The sequence below is a fragment of the Dolichospermum sp. UHCC 0352 genome (genome assembly GCF_009711925.1).
GTDB classification, from domain to species: Bacteria; Cyanobacteriota; Cyanobacteriia; order Cyanobacteriales; family Nostocaceae; genus Dolichospermum; species Dolichospermum lemmermannii.
The window spans coordinates 18,822-35,967 of record NZ_VIKY01000191.1 but is presented as its reverse complement, the minus strand read 5'-3'; the positions used below and the strand labels follow the sequence as shown (position 1 = coordinate 35,967).

The following is a 17,146-nucleotide window of genomic DNA, read 5'->3' as shown; positions in this document are numbered from 1 at the left end:
TTTAGGAAAAATTACTAATGTATGATTTTGCGATTATTGGTGGGGGAATAGTTGGACTTTCCACAGCCATGGCTTTAGGAGAACGTTATGCAAATGCCAAAATACTAGTCTTAGAAAAAGAGAGTGAATGGGCATTTCATCAAACTGGTAATAATAGCGGTGTAATTCATTCGGGGATTTACTATAAACCAGGAAGTTTTAAGGCGAAATTCTCCCGGGATGGCAGCCGTTCCATGGTAGAATTTTGCCAAAAGTATGATATTGATCATGATGTTTGTGGCAAGGTAATTGTTGCCACTAATGAACAAGAATTACCCCGCTTAGAAAATCTCTACACCCGCGGTTTAGAAAACGGTATTCCTGTTAAAAGAATTAGTCCTCAAGAAGTCAAAGAAGTTGAACCTCATGTTAGTTGTGTAGGTGGAATTCGGGTATTTAATACAGGGATTGTTAATTACAAACAAGTTTGTTTAAAATACGCCGAATTAATTCGCAATCAAGGGGGAGATTTACGTCTCAATACCCAAGTTGTGAAAATTACCCGCAGTGGCAAAAATCAGGTATTAGAAACTAACAAGGGCAGTTTTGAAACTCGATTTGTGATCAATTGTGCCGGATTGCATAGCGATCGCATTGCAAAATTAGGTAAAGCTAATCCTGAAGCTAAGATCGTTCCCTTTCGCGGCGAATATTACGAACTTACCCCCGAAAAACGCTATCTGGTCAAAACTCTCATTTATCCAGTTCCTAACCCAGATTTCCCCTTTCTCGGCGTGCATTTCACCCGGATGATTGATAACACAGTTCACGCAGGACCAAATGCAGTTCTCAGTCTCAAACGTGAAGGTTACAAAAAAACCGACTTTGATTTTAGAGATTTTGCCGAAGTTATCACTTATCCCGGCTTTTGGAAATTAGCAGCAAAACACGCTGACGAAGGGATTCAAGAAATCATTCGTTCCTTTAGTAAAGCAGCATTTGTCAAAAGTCTGCAAACACTAATTCCCGAAGTTCAAGCAGAAGATGTAATTCCTACTCATGCAGGAGTTCGCGCTCAAGCATTAATGAATAATGGTGCGCTTGTTGATGACTTTTTAATCATTGCAGGTGAGAACTCTATTCATGTTTGCAATGCACCTTCACCCGCTGCAACTTCTTCTTTGGAAATTGGTAAAGCTATAGTTAAGCAAATACCAGAACCTACTCATTTGCACAGTTTAGCATCTTTGTAGAATGAACTACATTTTTTTATCGGGCTTCGCTAACACGCAGAGGCGCAGAGGCACTCAAGAGGAAGACAAGAGAATTTTATTTGCGGACTTTTCAACAAACAACTTAATTTTACACATCAAAAGTTTTAACAATCATGAAGATTTTAGTAACTGGAACAGAAGGTTATCTTGGTTCTTTATTGCCTTCTTTATTAATGAAAAGAGGACATGAAGTTCTTGGTGTTGATACTGGATTTTATAAAGTTGGTTGGCTATATAACGGCACTCACTTAACAGCTAAAACTCTCAATAAAGATATTCGTGATATCAGTCCTGAAGATTTAGAAGGGGTGGAAGCTATTGTTCATATGGCGGAATTATCTAATGATCCGACTGGACAATTATCTCCTACTATTACTTATGATATTAATCATTTAGGTTCAGTTCGTCTTGCTAATTTGGCAAAAGCAGTAGGTGTCCGTCGCTTTGTTTATATGTCTTCTTGTAGTGTTTATGGTGTGGCTAGTGAAGGTGATATTACAGAATCATCACCAGTTAATCCCCAAACAGCTTACGCCGAATGTAAAACATTAGTAGAAAGAGATGTTCAACCATTAGCTGATGATGATTTCTCTCCTACTTTCATGCGGAATGCTACTGCTTTTGGTGCTTCTCCCAGAATGCGATTTGATATTGTTTTAAACAACTTGGCTGGCTTGGCTTGGACTACCAAAGAAATTAAAATGACCAGTGACGGTACACCGTGGCGGCCATTAGTTCACGCTTTAGATATTTGTAAAGCCATTGTTTGTGCTTTGGAAGCACCCAGAGATATTATTCACAATCAAATCTTTAACGTTGGTGATACAGCGAATAATTATCGAGTTAAAGAAATAGCAGAAATCGTTGCTGATGTCTTTCCCGGTTGTCAATTATCTTTTGGTACTAACGGTTCAGATAATCGCAGCTATCGAGTATCTTTTGAAAAGATTAACACTATTCTTCCCGGATTCAAGTGTGATTGGAATGCTCAACTTGGGGCTGGACAATTATTTAGTTTGTTCAAGCAAATTGATATGAATGAAGATACTTTCTTGTCTAGAGGTTTCACCCGCCTCAAACAATTAGAGTATCTAATTCGCACAGAACAAATTGACAAAGATTTCTTCTGGAATAAGCAAGAGAATTATTAATTTATTCCGAAAATATCGTAGGTTGGTTTGAGTGACAGCAAAACCCAACATGATTAATAATTTTGTTGGGTTTTGGGTAACATACGTCAACCCAACCTACATTTTCTTAACCGAACATTATTGCATCAAAGTGGATTAAATCGAATTTTCTCAATTTAAGATATTCGATTTAAACACTTCTCTTAGATTTATACCAAGTAATATCCTCATACCAGGATTACCAGATAATGCAAAAGTTACTAACTATTGCTATTCCTACATACAATCGTGCTGCATTGCTAGATAAACAACTGGCTTGGTTAGCAATAGCAATTAAAGGTTTTGAGTCGGAATGTGAAATTATTATTTCTGATAATTGCTCAACAGATAATACACCAGGCGTTGTCAAAAAATGGCAATCTGTTTTTAGTAATACTGTATTTATAGCGAATAGAAATCGGGAAAATATAGGGTTAATGCCTAATATTGCTTTTTGTCTTCAAGCTGCTGGTAGTAAATATGTTTGGACTGTGGGTGATGATGATCCAATTCAGGAAAGAACCCTAGCTCATGTCGTAACTACAATTAAAAGAAATCCCAGTTTATCACTGATGTTTCTTAACTGTTGTGGACGTGATCACAAAACAAATCAAGTTTTGGTAAAACACTGGTTTCCTAGTGATAGTGATGAAATAATTACTAATAGTAAACCTGTATTTGAACAGTATTTACAGAATAGTTTTGGTGGGGTACTGTTCATGACGGCTACCATTTATAAAACTGAACTAGTTCAGCAAGCTTTACAACAGTGGACTACTTCTTGTAAAAATTTGGCATCCCAAGCATATTGGACTGGATTTTGTGCGGCTCATGGAAATGTAATTGTCACTCAAGATAATTATTTGGAATGCACAATGCACGCTAGTTCCTTAGAAGAAAATCCTCGCTGGTCATTAATGATGCGATATGTCTACATCCCAGAAATTTATCTGAAATTATTAAGTTTAGGATATTCTGCTAAATTTTGTCAACGCATGATTCTAGAAAATATTTTCAAATTAAGTGATTGGAAAATATTATTTGGTGCTTTAAGAAGATGGCCAGTTCTAGCCACAAATATTATAATTACTTACTTGCAATTGGTAGGTAAATTTATATATCAATTGAATTTTAATCAGCAAAAATCATCAATCAATATTTCACATCTCAGTAATTAAATAGAAGATAAAATCCTTCTCTATTAACCATCAAAAACCATGAACAAACTCCTAACTATTGCTATTCCTACTTACAATCGAGCCGATTTACTAGATAAACAATTAACTTGGTTATCTCAGGCTATTAAAGGATTTGAAACAGAATGTGAAATTTTAGTTTCTGATAACTGTTCTACGGATCATACTCAATCTATCATTAATAAATGGGAGAATCTTCTCCAAGATATCACATTCAAATCAAATAAAAATCCTGAAAACATAGGCGTAATGCGAAATATTTTTCATTGCCTAAGTTCTGCCACAACCAAGTATGTTTGGACAATTGGTGATGATGATCCCATTCAAGAAAGAGCAGTCGCTTATGTGATGGATAAAATTAAAAATATTGATAATTTATCATTATTGTTTTTGAATTTTTCTGGTCGAAATCAAATTACTGGTGAAGCAGTACATCCACCAAAAATAGTTGGTAATCGCTGGTTTGATGCCGATACTGAAGATGGTAAAGGTGATGGTAAAGCAATATTTGAACATTGTTTTACTAAAAGTGTAGGAGCAGTAATTTTTCTAACTGCTACAGTATATCGTGCTGATTTAATTAAACGCGCTCTCCAAATTTGGCCAACTGCTAGTAATAATTGGATATCTTTAGCATATTTAGCTGGTTATTGTGCTGCTAATGGCAAAGTAATTGTCACTAAAGATGTCTATTTAGAATGTATTGTTGGTGTGAGTTATTGGCAAAAACAACCAAAGGCTGCACTTTTAATGCAATACCAACATATACCTGAAGTGATTTTAAAACTTGAGCAAGTTGGTTATTCTAAAGCATATTGTTGTCGGATGCTTTTACAAAACTACCATGAAGTAGACTTGAAAGTTTTTTTAGGAGCGATGAGAAGATGGCCTGTATCGGCTATTAAGACAGTAATTCCTTTTTTAGGTTTAGCTAGTGTGGCCGTATTGGAATTAATACCAATGAGAGAATTTAAAGTAGCAGAAACAGAAATGGACAGAACAACGACTTCAGAAGTCAGAAACTATAAGGGATAAATCAGCAATTGTTTGGACAAAATAAGTTTTGATTGGGAGGTATTTGGATTGTGATTAATAAAGTTGCAGAAAAAATCTCAGTCTTAAAAGATGAGTTAGCTTATCGAGTATCACTTTGGCATCATGGTAAAAATTTACCTGCTATTAGTGCAAAAGATCAATTGATTGTTGATACCCTAAAAACATCAGGTGTTTATATCACATCTTTGGAAAATTTAGGTTTTTTATCTACAGCTACAATGTTAGCTACTGCTAATACTTGTGCAGATAGTATGGTAAATCCCAGAGATATCCATGCAGGATATAAGTTACCGCAAATTTATACGGTTACAGATTTACCAGAATTCTTTAATTGGGGAATTGAAACCCGATTACAAAACATCATTGAACATTATATAGGTTTACCTATCGCTTTTCATGGTGTTCATGTGCGGAAAGACTTTCCTAATAAAAAACAACTGGAAACTTTACTATGGCATAAAGATTCTGAAGATAGACGCATGATTAAAGTCATTATCTATCTAAATGATGTGACTGAAGAACATGGACCATTTGAATACATTCCCCTACCGACTAATGCTTTAGATCAGGTTAAAAATTATCAAGTTGATTATGAATTATGGCGTGTTAATTTTTTGGGAATTAACGATGATAAAATGATGAAAGTTATTCCTAAATCAGCTTGGAAATCATGTCCTGGTAAAGCTGGAACTGTGATTTTTGCAGATGTGAGAAATATTTTCCATCATGGGACTGTGAGAAACCAAGAGCGGTCAACACTATTTTTTACATACACAGCTAACTCTCCTAAACGACCTGAACTTTGTACACAATATCATGATGATACCTTTCCCAAAATAAATCCCCAATTAGGATTAAAGGTATAAACCTAAAATGCAAGAATTGAAATCTTGTAAGGGCGAAGCATTCGGGTGATAATCTATCGCCAAAACCATTAGTAAGGGCGAAGCATTCGGGTGATAATCTATCGCCAAAACCATTAATTTTATGTCCGAATGCTGATGCCTACGGCACGCTACGCGAACGCCCCTACGATTCTGTTATGCTCAATAAAACTTTCCTAAATAACCATGATTTTTACCTCTACTAAACTTGCTGGTGCTTTCATTATTGACTTAGAAGAAAAGCCTGATTCTCGTGGTTTTTTTGCTCGGACTTTTTGCGCTGATGAATTTATTGCTCATGGATTAAAACCAACAGTTGCCCAATGTAATCTTTCTTTTAATCATAAAAAAGGCACATTGCGAGGAATGCACTATCAAACTCTTCCCGCAGCGGAAACCAAATTAATTCGCTGCACTCAAGGAGCTATTTATGATGTGATTGTGGATATGCGTCCTGAATCTCCCACTTATCTAGCGCATATTGGTGTAGAACTGAGTGCAGAAAATCGTCGCGCTCTTTATGTTCCAGAAATGTTTGCTCATGGTTATCAAGCTTTAACCGATGGTGCAGAAGTTGTCTATCAAGTAGGTGAATTTTACACTCCTGGATATGAAAGAGGTTTACGTTATGACGATCCAATTTTAGAAATTTCTTGGCCATTGAGTGCTACAGAAATGTCTGATAAAGATCGCAATTGGCCTTTACTAGAATCTATTTTAATAGGAGTTTAATCATGATTATTGTTGATAAAGCTTTACAAGCCCGGGCTGCATTAGGTAAACCAGTCAAAGTGGCCATGATTGGCGCTGGTTTTATGGGTCGAGGCATTGCTAATCAAATTATCAATTCTGTGCCAGGAATGGAGTTGGTGGCTATTTCTAATCGGCATATTGATAACGCTAAACGAGCTTATTTAGAAGCAGGAATTGAGGATATCAAGATTGTTGCTAATTTAGCTGATTTAGAAGATGCCATAGCTCAAAATAAATATGCAATCACAGAAGATGCTATGCTCTTGTGTGAAGCAGATGGCATAGATGCAATCATTGAAGTGACGGGAACAATTGAATATGCGGCTCATTTGGTGATGTGTGCGATCGCTCATGGCAAGCATATCATCCTCATGAATGCCGAACTAGATGGCACAATTGGTCCCATTCTCAAGGTCCATGCAGACCGGGCTGGAGTCGTCCTGAGTGCCTGTGACGGCGACCAACCAGGGGTAGAAATGAACCTGTATCGCTTTGTCAAAAGCATCGGTTTAAAACCCCTCCTGTGCGGTAATATCAAAGGTTTACAAGACCCCTACCGCAACCCCACCACCCAAGCCGGTTTTGCCCAACGCTGGGGACAAAATCCCGCCATGGTAACAAGCTTTGCCGATGGTACAAAAATCTCCTTTGAGCAAGCCATAGTCGCCAACGGCACAGGCATGAAAGTAGCCAAGCGGGGGATGTTGGGATATGACTACACCGGTCATGTGGATGAAATGACCAAAATGTATGATATTGACCAACTGCAAGAATTAGGCGGTATCGTTGATTACGTAGTTGGCACTAAACCCGGTCCAGGAGTATTCGTATTTGCTACCCACGAAGACCCCAAACAACGCCATTACCTCAACCTTTATAAACTCGGTGAAGGCCCCCTCTACAGTTTCTACACCCCCTATCACCTATGCCATTTTGAAGTTCCCCTCTCTGTAGCTCGGGCTGTCCTCTTCCATGATGCTGTGCTTGCACCAATAGCGGGTCCCGTTGTTGATGTCGTCACCACTGCCAAAATTGATCTCACAGCCGGAGAAACCCTTGATGGTATTGGTTATTACATGACCTATGGACAATGTGAAAATTCCCCCATTGTGCAACAAGAAAACCTACTCCCCATGGGTCTAGCTGAAGGATGTCGCTTAAAGCGCGATATTCCTAAAGATCAAGTCCTCACTTATGATGACGTGGAACTACCTGAAGGCAGACTTTGCGATCAATTACGCGCTGAACAAACCGTTTACTTTGCTCCTGCGAAAACTTTAGCACTCACAAAATAATTTTCAAATCAGCAACAAGATAATTCAGAGGTTTCCTGATATTTTCATTTAACCTCTGAATTCACATATATACAATAGATAACAGAGATTATTTTCATAATCTTGTGAGGTTTTGCATGATTCAAGCTCATATTAAACTAGATAAATTAATTGATACAAAATAAGTGATAAAACCTAGTAATGCAACATGAAAAATTAAATTCCTAGAGAATAAATATTAAAACCAATTGTCAATTACCAAATCGTAGGGAATCCGGTATGAAAATAGCTCTCGTCCATGATTACTTAACTCAACGCGGTGGAGCAGAGCGCGTATTTGAATTACTGTGTAAACGCTATCCCGATGCTGACATTTTCACCTCATTATACGACCCGCAGAAAAGTATTGATTTAGGTGAACGAATTATTAATACCACATTTTTGCAAAAAATTCCTGGTGCAACCAAATATTTTCGGATGTTAGCTCCTTTGTATTTTCCTGCATTTCGTTCCTTGGATCTCCAAGATTATGACCTAATTATCAGCAGTAGCACCAGTTTTGCCAAAGCAGTACGGAAAAAACCTGAAGCTAGACATATTTGTTTTTGTCATAATGTTACCCGCTTTTTATGGGACACAGAAACATATTTACGGGAATACGGAGATTATAGATACTTTGCTCCTCTCATCGAAAGAGTTTTTCAAATGATGAGAAATGTAGACCTGAAATATGCTCAAGAACCCGATCTCTACATTGCTAACTCTAGCATTGTTGCCCAGCGAATTCAAAAGATTTATCACAAACAAGCCATTGCTATTAACTATCCAATTGATACTAGCAACTTTGTTTTTTCCGATACCAAAGAAGAATATTACTTGGCATCGGCGCGGATGATAAGTTATAAACGTCTTGATATAATAGTCGAAGCTTTTAATTGGTTAGGCTGGAACTTATTAATATCAGGTGATGGACCAGAACAAGAAAGATTAAAAGCCCACGCATTACCCAACATCCAATTTCTTGGTCATGTTAGTGATAGAGAACGTAAAGACTTATTTTCTAAAGCTACGTCAATTATTGTTGCAGCTTTAGAAGATTATGGATTAGTTCCAGTCGAGGCAAACGCTAGTGGTACACCAGTTATTGCCTATGGAGCAGGTGGAGTCTTAGATACTCAAATACCAGGAAAAACTGGGGTGTTTTTCAAAAGACAAACACCATGCTCTTTACAAGCAGCAATACTCGAAGCTGGAGGAATAGCTTGGGATTACGAAACTATCCGTAATCATGCTGTTAGCAATTTCTCAGAACAGTCATTCTTTAGTAAAGTTGAGCAAGTTATTGGTAAAACTAGTAGTTCGTCAAATTTATTTTGACGGGTAATGATCGGAAAAAACTCCTGTTTTTCCCTCCCCTACCTCCCCTACCCCCCCGCTCCCCCCGCTCCCCTTCACCCGTCATTTTTGGATTGACAGACTACTAGTGCAGCATGGCAAAAATAACTAATCATTAAAAATTCCTAGAAAGCTTATATAATTTGCTTTTTTAATTTTTAATTCTGCCCTGCGGTATTAGAGGTGTGCATCGCTAATTCATTTAATTTTTAGGTGTTTGCGTAGTGTATCGCAGATAAGGATAATAAAAGTGGTTCAAACTAGTCTAAATCCCAATATAAATCCAGCATCAGAAACAGAACCAGGTTATGGACAAATGTTTGCAGTAATTCTGCGAAGATTTCCCTGGTTATTATTAGTATTGCTGAGTTCTACTGCTATTGCTGGCATCATCACCTTGAAAACAGAACCCAGCTTCAAAAGCACCATGCAATTGTTAGTAGAACCTAACTATCAAGGCAAGAAAGAAACTGATAACACAGAAAGTCAATTCACTGATACTAATGTGGAGGTAGATACTGCTACTCAATTAAACTTGATGCAGAGTTCTGGACTGATTAAAAAAGCAGTTGATAAACTCAAAGCTGAATATCCAGACTTAACCGTAATGGATTTAAAAAAATCCTTAGTCTTAACTCAAATTAAGAGTCCAGAGGATAAGGTTGTCACTAAAATATTTCAAGTTGATTATACCAGTAACGATCCAGAAAAAACCCAAAAAGTTCTGCAAACAATTCAGCAAGTTTATTTAGAATACAACAAACAACAGCAAAATTCGCGGTTACAAAAAGGTCTCCAAGTCATTAGAGAGCAATTAAGAAAAGCGACAGATGAAGTAACTGTTTCCGAAGCAAATCTACAAAGGTTTCGCAGAAATCAAAATCTAATTGATCCAGATGCTCAGGCTAAAACCGTAGAGACAACTTTAAATACTGTCCAACAGGAACGACAAGCAACTCGTTCTTTGTATGAAGAAGCTTTAGCAAAGCAAAAATCTTTGCAAGTACAACTGAATCGTTCTCCACAAAACGCCTTAGTTTCTTCTCGTTTGAGTCAGTCTACCCGCTACCAAGGCTTACTCAACGAAATCCAAAAAACCGAACTGGCTTTAGCACAAGAACGCTTACGTTTTACTGATGATACTCCCGGCGTTCAAAAATTGAACGAACAACTACAAAGTCAAAAACAACTTTTACAAAAAGAAGTCAGCAGAACTTTAGGAGAAAGCACTAATCCTGTCTTTAGTTCTGGAGATAATCTTTTAGCACAAGGACAACTTGGACAAATTGATCTGAATCTCACAGGTCAATTGGTAGAAACGCAAACTACTATAGTTGCATTAACCGCCCGCGATCAAACTTTAGCCGCAAAAGAGAAAGAATTACAAGCAGACCTCAAGCGTTTTCCCTCTCTATTAGCTTATTACAATCGCATCCTTCCCCAACTACAATTTAGCAGAGAAAGATTAGAACAATTATTAAGAGCCGAACAAAAATTACGCCAGGAACTTTCTAAGGGTGGATTCAATTGGGAAGTAGTAGAAGAACCACAAGAAGGTTCTCAAACTGGGCCTAACATGAGACAGAATCTCCTCTTAGGAGGAGTCATTGGCTTAATGTTAGGAGGGGCTGCTGCCTTCATTCGTGAAGCCGCTGATGACGCTGTACATACTACTGCGGAATTAGAAAAACAGGCTGCTCTCCCCTTATTAGGAACAACTCCTAAATTGCCACCTGCCAGACCCAGAGAATCAATGATCAAATTGCCATTTGGCAAACCAGAAGTTCTGGCTCCTTGGACAATTCAAGTATTACAATCTTCTCCCCGCTGGGAATCACTTGATCTCATTTACAAAAATATCGAACTGCTGAATAAAGTCTCAGATTTAAGATCATTAATGGTAACATCAGCATTACCAGATGATGGTAAATCGGCTTTGGCATTAGGTCTAGCCATGAGTGCGGCTCGTCTACATAAAAAAGTCTTACTAATTGATGCTAATTTACGCGATCCTAATCTGCACAAACAATTAAATCTTCCTAATGAACAGGGACTTTCCAGTTTATTAGAAAGTGAAGTTAATCTGCCTAATCATATTAGTGTTCCTTACTCTGGATCATCTTACATTGATATTTTGACAGCCGGACCAATCCCGACAGATCCTGCCCATCTTTTGAGTTCTCCCCGCATGATCCAATTGATGGCTGCATTTGAAGAAAATTATGATTTGGTAATCATAGATGCCCCCTCAGTGCTTGGTTTAGTGGATGCTATGCTCACAGCATCCTCTTGTCGAAGTGTGGTAATGATGGCCAGCATTGGTAAAGTAACGCGTACCCAACTTAATCAAGCCACAAGGATGTTGAGTAAGTTAAATTTGATTGGTGTTGTGGCTAATGGTGCATCTCCATCTGATAGCACCTATGTACCTTATGTCAAGCCAAAACAATTGGTTTTACAACCGGCAATGGAAGAATAAACCAGAATATTTGCTCAATATTTAACCAGCTACGATAGATTTACCCCTGCACTTGACAGGGGTTTTTGCATTTGAACAACAAGATTAAAGATCCCCAGCTTCTTTAAGAAGTGGGGGATCTAAGTTGAGGAACTAATCCGCTCTAGAGTTATTTTTATTTACCTGATAAGCAAACTATAAGATGTTTTATAAACACAAAATGTTGGTTAATTTTATTTAGTTACCATTAATTCATTTTACCATATCTTAATATTGTGAAGAAAAAAGTAATATTTATTTAAAGAGTGAATAAAGAAGTTGTTTCTTGATGATTTATTTATCAAGAGTCTTATATTGTAGAGATTGAAACCCATCATCTAACTTTCAAAGACAAGAGCAAATAAATTCAGAAATCAAAGCGGATTCCTATATGTATTTTAATATAAACAAATTTTACAAGGAGGAACGCTGGTTAGTCATAAAAGTTAAATCTGCTTATCTTTAATGTATTTTTTACGATTGAGAAAATTTTAATTTCCTGATCGTACAGATCAAGTCAATCTTTTACTACTTTATCACTTTTAATCTATGCCAATTTCAGTCATTTCTAGTCTAAATAATAACTCTATTATACCTCAGTCATCTGAAAATTTTAACTTCCTATCATGTACCTTGCAATGGCGGAGAGGAAAGTTATTGGTGAAAGCTTCTGAAAAATTGCCACAGCCCCATTTAGCTGCACTAGAAAATGAAGCATCGTTAATAGAATGCTTAAAACATTCTCCAGTTAGTTTAGTGAGCATAGATCCAAAAATTGGTGATTCTTTATTAAAAGTTTGGGCAAATGCTTGTCAAAAAGCTAATAAGCCGATATTTATAAACATTTCTGTTTATCGAAAATCGTCAAAAAAAGGTAATCAAATTTTCAGGAATTTACGAATCATCATTGATTGGACTTGGGCTTTATTTCTGCTGCTGTTTATGAGTCCAGTCATACTAGGAGGATTGATAACTATTCAAATATATTCTCCCAAATTGTTGTTTGATTATGAGTGGTATGTGGGAGAAAATAAACAACTTTTTCGAGCTATTAAATTTAGCCCAACAGCTAAACATGAAATGACTAATTTAATTGTTGTATTAGGTACATTTTTTCTAAATAATTTATCTAATGGATTGAATCTATTTCAAGGAAAATTTTGCCTACTTAATAATCGTTGTTTGTCTTTAGAAGATGCGGTTAAATTAAGCTTAGAAGCCCAGAGCAAAAAGTTAAATCAAAAACATAACTTCAGCGGTGCATGGCAAATAGAGAATAAGGTTAATTTGCCTATAGTTTAGAATAAATATATTCACTCTGTGTTTTTAAGCGCTTTTATCTAATTGATGAATACTTCCTGTTCTCATATTGATAACTATGAATTATGTACCTAAGTAAAAAATAAAAACTACCATGCAAACAGCGATTTGTACCGTATTTGAAAAAGACTATCATTATGGTGTGGGGGCTTTAGTAAATTCCTTATATCACCACGGGTTTCGAGGCATAATTTGGGCTGGTTATCGGGGAAATGTGCCACCTTGGGCTAAGTCTTTGAAAACAGAAAATGGTTATCAAGAGTTTTCTTTAGGTGAAGGTTGTGCAATCCGATTTGTCAAGCTAACAACTCCAAAACATCTAGGTTTTTATAAACCTGATTTTATGTCCCAATTATGGGAAAATTACTGTCCAGATATTGATGCCTTATTTTACTTTGATCCTGATATTGTCAATAAATGTGAGTGGGATTTTTATGAAAATTGGGTAAGTCGGGGAATTGCTCTTTGTGGTGATTCTTGGTATTTTGTTCCGGCAAATCATCCTAAACGGTTAGCATGGAAAGAATTTGCTCAAAACAATGGTTTTACTTGTGACCGTGAGTTAGATTATCACTACAATAGTGGCTTCATTGGAGTTCATAAAAATTACAAATCTATCTTGAAACTTTGGCAGCAATTAGAAGAATTGGGTGAGATGGCAGGATATGCCAATTTAGACGATCTTTATAACGATAATACCTTTCATCATTACCCATATCTTTATGGAGACCAGACTTATTTAAACTTAGCATTGATGTTGACTAATTATCCTTTAAGTACAGTTGGACCAGACGGTATGGATTTTGTTCCTGGTGGTACTATCATGTCTCACGCCACAATTCCAAATATTAAACCTTGGCGGAAAAAACTGCTGCTTAGTGCTTTAGAAGGTAGCTCTCCCACCATAACTGATAAATTATATTGGCAACATAGTCAAACACCTATTCAACTTTATTCAATGGCAAAAATACTATGGCAGAAATTTGAAATTCTCTGTGGTTCTGCTCTTGGTCGTTTTATTCGTCGCGCTCCTATGTAAGCATATTTATTTTCTTGAGATTGATGCTTCTGTGCTTAATTATCAAAATTATTGGTCAAAATTTTTATGGATTCCAAATTTCTACCGTCAACAGTGAAAATCTTTCAAGCTACAAGTTTGTGGCAAAATAATCGGGTAATATTACGAGAATTTAAACACTTTCGAGTTGTGGCTATTTTAGCTATCGTATTTTCGGCTTTAGCTGCCAGTTTTGAAGGGTTTGGTTTAGGATTTTTGCTGGTGTTTCTGCAAAGCTTAACTACTCCTGGGGCTGAACCTGTGAAAACAGGAATAGGCTGGTTTGATATTTTGATTTTAGGAATTAATGCTTCCGCAACAGAGCGATTATATCGAATATCAGCTTTAATTGTTGTTACAACCTGTATGCGAGCATCCTTCAATTATATAGGACAGATTTGCATTCAGTTTAGTGAAATAAGTTTAGTAGATAATCTCCGTAAACGAATTTTTCAACAGTTAGAGGCTCAAACTCTTAATTATTTTAGTCATAAAAAATCTGGAGAATTAGTTAATACACTCACCAGTGAAATGGAGAGAATTAGGCAGATTTTTGGTGGACTAGCTTTTTTAATCACTAGAAGTTTTACACTGATTGTCTATTCTATTTCCTTGTTTATTCTTTCCTGGAAACTGACTATAGTTTCTATTTTGCTATTTAGTCTTTTAGCGGTGGCATTATCCACTCTAAATAAACAAATTAGAGAACGTAGTTTTACTATTACTACTGCTAATGATAACTTTACGGCTAGGGTGCTAGAGTTTATCGAAGGTATTCGCACAATTCATGCTTTTTCTACTCAAGAATTTGAGCGAAAACGGTATTATCAAGCCAGTGAAAAAATTGTTAATACGTGGAAAAGTGTTTATTGGATTTCTTTGATAGTTAAGCCTTTGGCTGAAAGTATATCTACGCTAATTCTAATTAGTATGATTATTGTGGCTTTAACCACAGGATTAATGAAAGTTTCAGCTTTGTTAACTTTCTTTTTTGTCCTGTTCCGCATTATCCCTATGACTCAAGATTTGAATGGAGTCGTGGCTTTTTTAAGTACCCAAGCGGGAGCAGTGGAAAATATCAAGGAGTTGTTAAAAACTGATGATAAAATCTACTTTCAAAATGGCGCACTCAGATTTCCTAGTTTTAAAAGATCAATTGATTTAGTGTCGGTAGATTTTGATTATAGTCCTGATCAACGAGTTTTACATAATATAACTCTCTCCATTAAACAAGGGGAAATGACGGCTTTAATTGGTTCATCTGGGGCTGGAAAAACTACACTTGCGGATTTAATTCCGCGCTTTCATGATGCTACTGATGGCTATATTTATATAGATGAAGTTGATATTCGCAAATTTGACATTAACTCTCTGCGTTCTCAGATAGCAGTTGTTAGTCAGAATACATTTATTTTCAATACTTCTGTTTGGAATAATATTGCTTATGGGACACCAACAGCTACAGCAACAGAGATTAAAGAAGCTGCACGATTGGCAAATGCTTTAGAATTTATTCTAGAAATGCCGGAAGGTTTCGATACGCAATTAGGAGATAGAGGTGTGCGGTTATCAGGTGGACAAAGACAAAGAATTGCGATCGCTCGCGCATTGCTGAAAAACCCCGAAATTCTGATTTTAGATGAAGCTACAAGTGCTTTAGACTCTGTGTCTGAGCGGTTAATTCAAGAATCTTTAGAAAAGCTATCTGTTGGCCGCACAGTAATTGCGATCGCCCACCGTCTTTCTACTATTGCTAAAGCGAATAAAGTTGTAGTTTTAGAACAGGGAAGAATTGTCGAACAAGGTAAATATCAAGAACTCCTAGAACTTCAAGGTAAACTTTGGGAATATCATCAAATGCAGTATGAAATGACTTCTAAACAGGATACTTAATATCAACTAATAAACTGCTTTGATATTTATATTCAGAGATTGGTAGACTTCAAAAATAACACCATCACTGATTTTAAATATCAAAAATAAAACCTTTAATATTTACTCAATCATCAGGCTAAATGTATGACAAATAATCGTTCCCTCAAGTTTCCTCTTAAAATTTATTTTTATTGTGATCCTGTAGAAAATATTTCTATAGGAGAGAAATTTCAACATTTAATAATTTGTTTGGCTGAAGGTTTTCAAGAGTTGGGAATCCCATTTTTTTCTAATGTCAATTATTGGCAAAATTCCTTAGAAACATCAGAATATCTTTTTAAACATCATGCAGATGTGACACCTGATGATTGTTCTATAGTTATATTCACAACCAATTCATATCATATTCAAGAACCATTACCAAAGAACTTATTTCATCCTCAGCGTCAATATATTACTGTTTATTTGGATTGTGAGGATAATAATAAAACCTACAATAAAATACCAGAATTTAGACAATTTGATTTGATTTTAAGAACTCATTTTAATAGCAAACTAAACTATGGTAATAACTTTCAGCCTTGGGTTTTTGGACTGAGTAATCGCATTTTACAAGAACTGAATACCATACCAGATTTTACTGCTAGAAAAAAACAGATTCTTGTCAATTTTCGCCATTGGAAGTCTGGACATCCTGTCAGAAATATTAGCTGTAGTAAGCTAATTCCTCAAATTGAAAACATTCTCTCTATTAATAACTTTGTTGATGATCCAAATCATCATCCGCAAGCAGGATATCATTATCTACAATGGTTACAAACTGGTGGTAGACACTATCCCAATTATTATAAACGTCTGCAAGAATCTGTTGCTTGTACTTGCTTTGGTGGCTTCTTTGTACCTACTTGGCCTAATGATCCTAGTAGTTTAATTAATCGTGGAATTAAACAACTTTTAGCTAAGTTAAAATTACAGTCAAATACAATTCTACAATGGGATAGTTGGCGATTTTGGGAATCTTTAGCCGCAGGATGTGTGACATTTCATGTTGATTTTGAAAAATATGGGATTACTTTACCTGTAATGCCTGAAAATTGGCGACATTATATTGGTGTAGATTTAGATAATGTTCAAGCCACAATAGATAGAATTACAGAAAATCCCGAAATTCTGGAATATATTGCTCAAGAAGGAAGAAGTTGGGCAATTAAAAATTATAGTCCTGTCCCTACAGCTTTGCGTTTTTTAGAGATAGTTTCCCAAAAACAAACAACAACTAAAAGTAAGTAGGTTAGCATTGAAAATCGTCGTTATGGCACTAGGCTTGAGGCAATACTTCGACTTCGCTCAGTAACCAGAGGCAAGAGTGAAGAGGGTTTGGGCGATTTTACTTTTCGTTACATATTACTCTTCGAGA

General features: G+C 36.3%; 14 protein-coding genes. 13 read left to right on the top strand and 1 reads right to left on the bottom strand.

All coding sequences use genetic code 11. The features are described from left to right. The first annotated feature begins 17 nt into the window (after positions 1 to 17). The 5 genes from lhgO to FJR06_RS13115 all read left to right on the top strand — a co-directional run bounded on the left by lhgO (position 18) and on the right by FJR06_RS13115 (position 5,540). A complete protein-coding gene (gene lhgO, locus FJR06_RS13135) occupies positions 18 to 1,232 on the top strand; it encodes an L-2-hydroxyglutarate oxidase (RefSeq protein WP_168651582.1) in 1,215 nt (404 codons plus the stop codon). A 134-nt stretch (positions 1,233 to 1,366) separates the two neighbouring features. Then, positions 1,367 to 2,404, top strand: coding sequence for an NAD(P)-dependent oxidoreductase (locus FJR06_RS13130; RefSeq protein WP_015078003.1), 1,038 nt, complete (start codon positions 1,367 to 1,369; stop codon positions 2,402 to 2,404). 227 nt (positions 2,405 to 2,631) lie between these two features. After that, positions 2,632 to 3,600, top strand: a complete 969-nt coding sequence (locus tag FJR06_RS13125) for a glycosyltransferase family 2 protein (protein WP_015078004.1) — start codon at positions 2,632 to 2,634, stop codon at positions 3,598 to 3,600. A gap of 39 nt (positions 3,601 to 3,639) precedes the next feature. Then, entirely contained in the window at positions 3,640 to 4,653 is a 1,014-nt protein-coding gene (locus tag FJR06_RS13120) for a glycosyltransferase family 2 protein (RefSeq protein ID WP_168651581.1), read from the top strand. A 50-nt stretch (positions 4,654 to 4,703) separates the two neighbouring features. After that, positions 4,704 to 5,540: a hypothetical protein gene (locus FJR06_RS13115; protein WP_015078006.1), complete on the top strand. Its 837-nt coding sequence runs from the start codon at positions 4,704 to 4,706 to the stop codon at positions 5,538 to 5,540. Here the strand turns inward: FJR06_RS13115 and FJR06_RS24715 are convergent. Continuing rightward, positions 5,529 to 5,654, bottom strand: a complete 126-nt coding sequence (locus FJR06_RS24715; protein WP_256369501.1) for a hypothetical protein — start codon at positions 5,652 to 5,654, stop codon at positions 5,529 to 5,531. The two genes, FJR06_RS13115 and FJR06_RS24715, sit on opposite strands and share 12 nt — an antisense overlap. A 90-nt stretch (positions 5,655 to 5,744) precedes the next feature. Here FJR06_RS24715 and rfbC point away from each other — a divergent pair, with 90 nt between their 5' ends. The 8 genes from rfbC to FJR06_RS13075 all read left to right on the top strand — a co-directional run bounded on the left by rfbC (position 5,745) and on the right by FJR06_RS13075 (position 17,019). Next, positions 5,745 to 6,290 (top strand): dTDP-4-dehydrorhamnose 3,5-epimerase, encoded by a 546-nt coding sequence (rfbC, locus tag FJR06_RS13110; protein WP_015078007.1) that lies wholly within the window; start codon positions 5,745 to 5,747, stop codon positions 6,288 to 6,290. Between the two features lie 2 nt (positions 6,291 to 6,292). After that, positions 6,293 to 7,606 (top strand): NAD(P)H-dependent oxidoreductase, encoded by a 1,314-nt coding sequence (locus tag FJR06_RS13105; protein WP_015078008.1) that lies wholly within the window; start codon positions 6,293 to 6,295, stop codon positions 7,604 to 7,606. 258 nt (positions 7,607 to 7,864) lie between these two features. After that, a complete protein-coding gene (locus tag FJR06_RS13100) occupies positions 7,865 to 8,962 on the top strand; it encodes a glycosyltransferase (protein WP_015078009.1) in 1,098 nt (365 codons plus the stop codon). 268 nt (positions 8,963 to 9,230) lie between these two features. Then, positions 9,231 to 11,459 (top strand): polysaccharide biosynthesis tyrosine autokinase, encoded by a 2,229-nt coding sequence (locus tag FJR06_RS13095; RefSeq protein ID WP_168651580.1) that lies wholly within the window; start codon positions 9,231 to 9,233, stop codon positions 11,457 to 11,459. Positions 11,460 to 12,026: 567 nt separating this feature from the next. Then, complete coding sequence (hepC, locus tag FJR06_RS13090) at positions 12,027 to 12,779, top strand: heterocyst development glycosyltransferase HepC (RefSeq protein ID WP_015078011.1); 753 nt, start codon at positions 12,027 to 12,029, stop codon at positions 12,777 to 12,779. Positions 12,780 to 12,891: 112 nt separating this feature from the next. Beyond that, a complete protein-coding gene (locus FJR06_RS13085; RefSeq protein ID WP_168651579.1) occupies positions 12,892 to 13,836 on the top strand; it encodes a hypothetical protein in 945 nt (314 codons plus the stop codon). Positions 13,837 to 13,902: 66 nt separating this feature from the next. Beyond that, complete coding sequence (gene hepA / locus FJR06_RS13080) at positions 13,903 to 15,747, top strand: heterocyst formation ABC transporter subunit HepA (protein ID WP_015078013.1); 1,845 nt, start codon at positions 13,903 to 13,905, stop codon at positions 15,745 to 15,747. 126 nt (positions 15,748 to 15,873) lie between these two features. Further along, the gene (locus FJR06_RS13075; protein WP_015078014.1) at positions 15,874 to 17,019 is read left to right on the top strand and encodes a hypothetical protein; all 1,146 of its coding nucleotides are present in this window, start codon (positions 15,874 to 15,876) and stop codon (positions 17,017 to 17,019) included. The last annotated feature ends 127 nt before the right edge of the window (positions 17,020 to 17,146 follow it).

Excerpts from the sequence above, each read along its gene's own strand:
- lhgO (WP_168651582.1), top strand. The coding sequence starts at position 18 with ATGTATGATTTTGCGATTATTGGTGGGGGAATAGTTGGACTTTCCACA.
- FJR06_RS13130 (WP_015078003.1), top strand. The coding sequence starts at position 1,367 with ATGAAGATTTTAGTAACTGGAACAGAAGGTTATCTTGGTTCTTTATTG.
- FJR06_RS13125 (WP_015078004.1), top strand. The coding sequence starts at position 2,632 with ATGCAAAAGTTACTAACTATTGCTATTCCTACATACAATCGTGCTGCA.
- FJR06_RS13120 (WP_168651581.1), top strand. The coding sequence starts at position 3,640 with ATGAACAAACTCCTAACTATTGCTATTCCTACTTACAATCGAGCCGAT.
- FJR06_RS24715 (WP_256369501.1), bottom strand. The coding sequence starts at position 5,654 with ATGGTTTTGGCGATAGATTATCACCCGAATGCTTCGCCCTTACTAATG.
- rfbC (WP_015078007.1), top strand. The coding sequence starts at position 5,745 with ATGATTTTTACCTCTACTAAACTTGCTGGTGCTTTCATTATTGACTTA.
- FJR06_RS13105 (WP_015078008.1), top strand. The coding sequence starts at position 6,293 with ATGATTATTGTTGATAAAGCTTTACAAGCCCGGGCTGCATTAGGTAAA.
- FJR06_RS13100 (WP_015078009.1), top strand. The coding sequence starts at position 7,865 with ATGAAAATAGCTCTCGTCCATGATTACTTAACTCAACGCGGTGGAGCA.
- hepC (WP_015078011.1), top strand. The coding sequence starts at position 12,027 with ATGCCAATTTCAGTCATTTCTAGTCTAAATAATAACTCTATTATACCT.
- FJR06_RS13085 (WP_168651579.1), top strand. The coding sequence starts at position 12,892 with ATGCAAACAGCGATTTGTACCGTATTTGAAAAAGACTATCATTATGGT.
- hepA (WP_015078013.1), top strand. The coding sequence starts at position 13,903 with ATGGATTCCAAATTTCTACCGTCAACAGTGAAAATCTTTCAAGCTACA.
- FJR06_RS13075 (WP_015078014.1), top strand. The coding sequence starts at position 15,874 with ATGACAAATAATCGTTCCCTCAAGTTTCCTCTTAAAATTTATTTTTAT.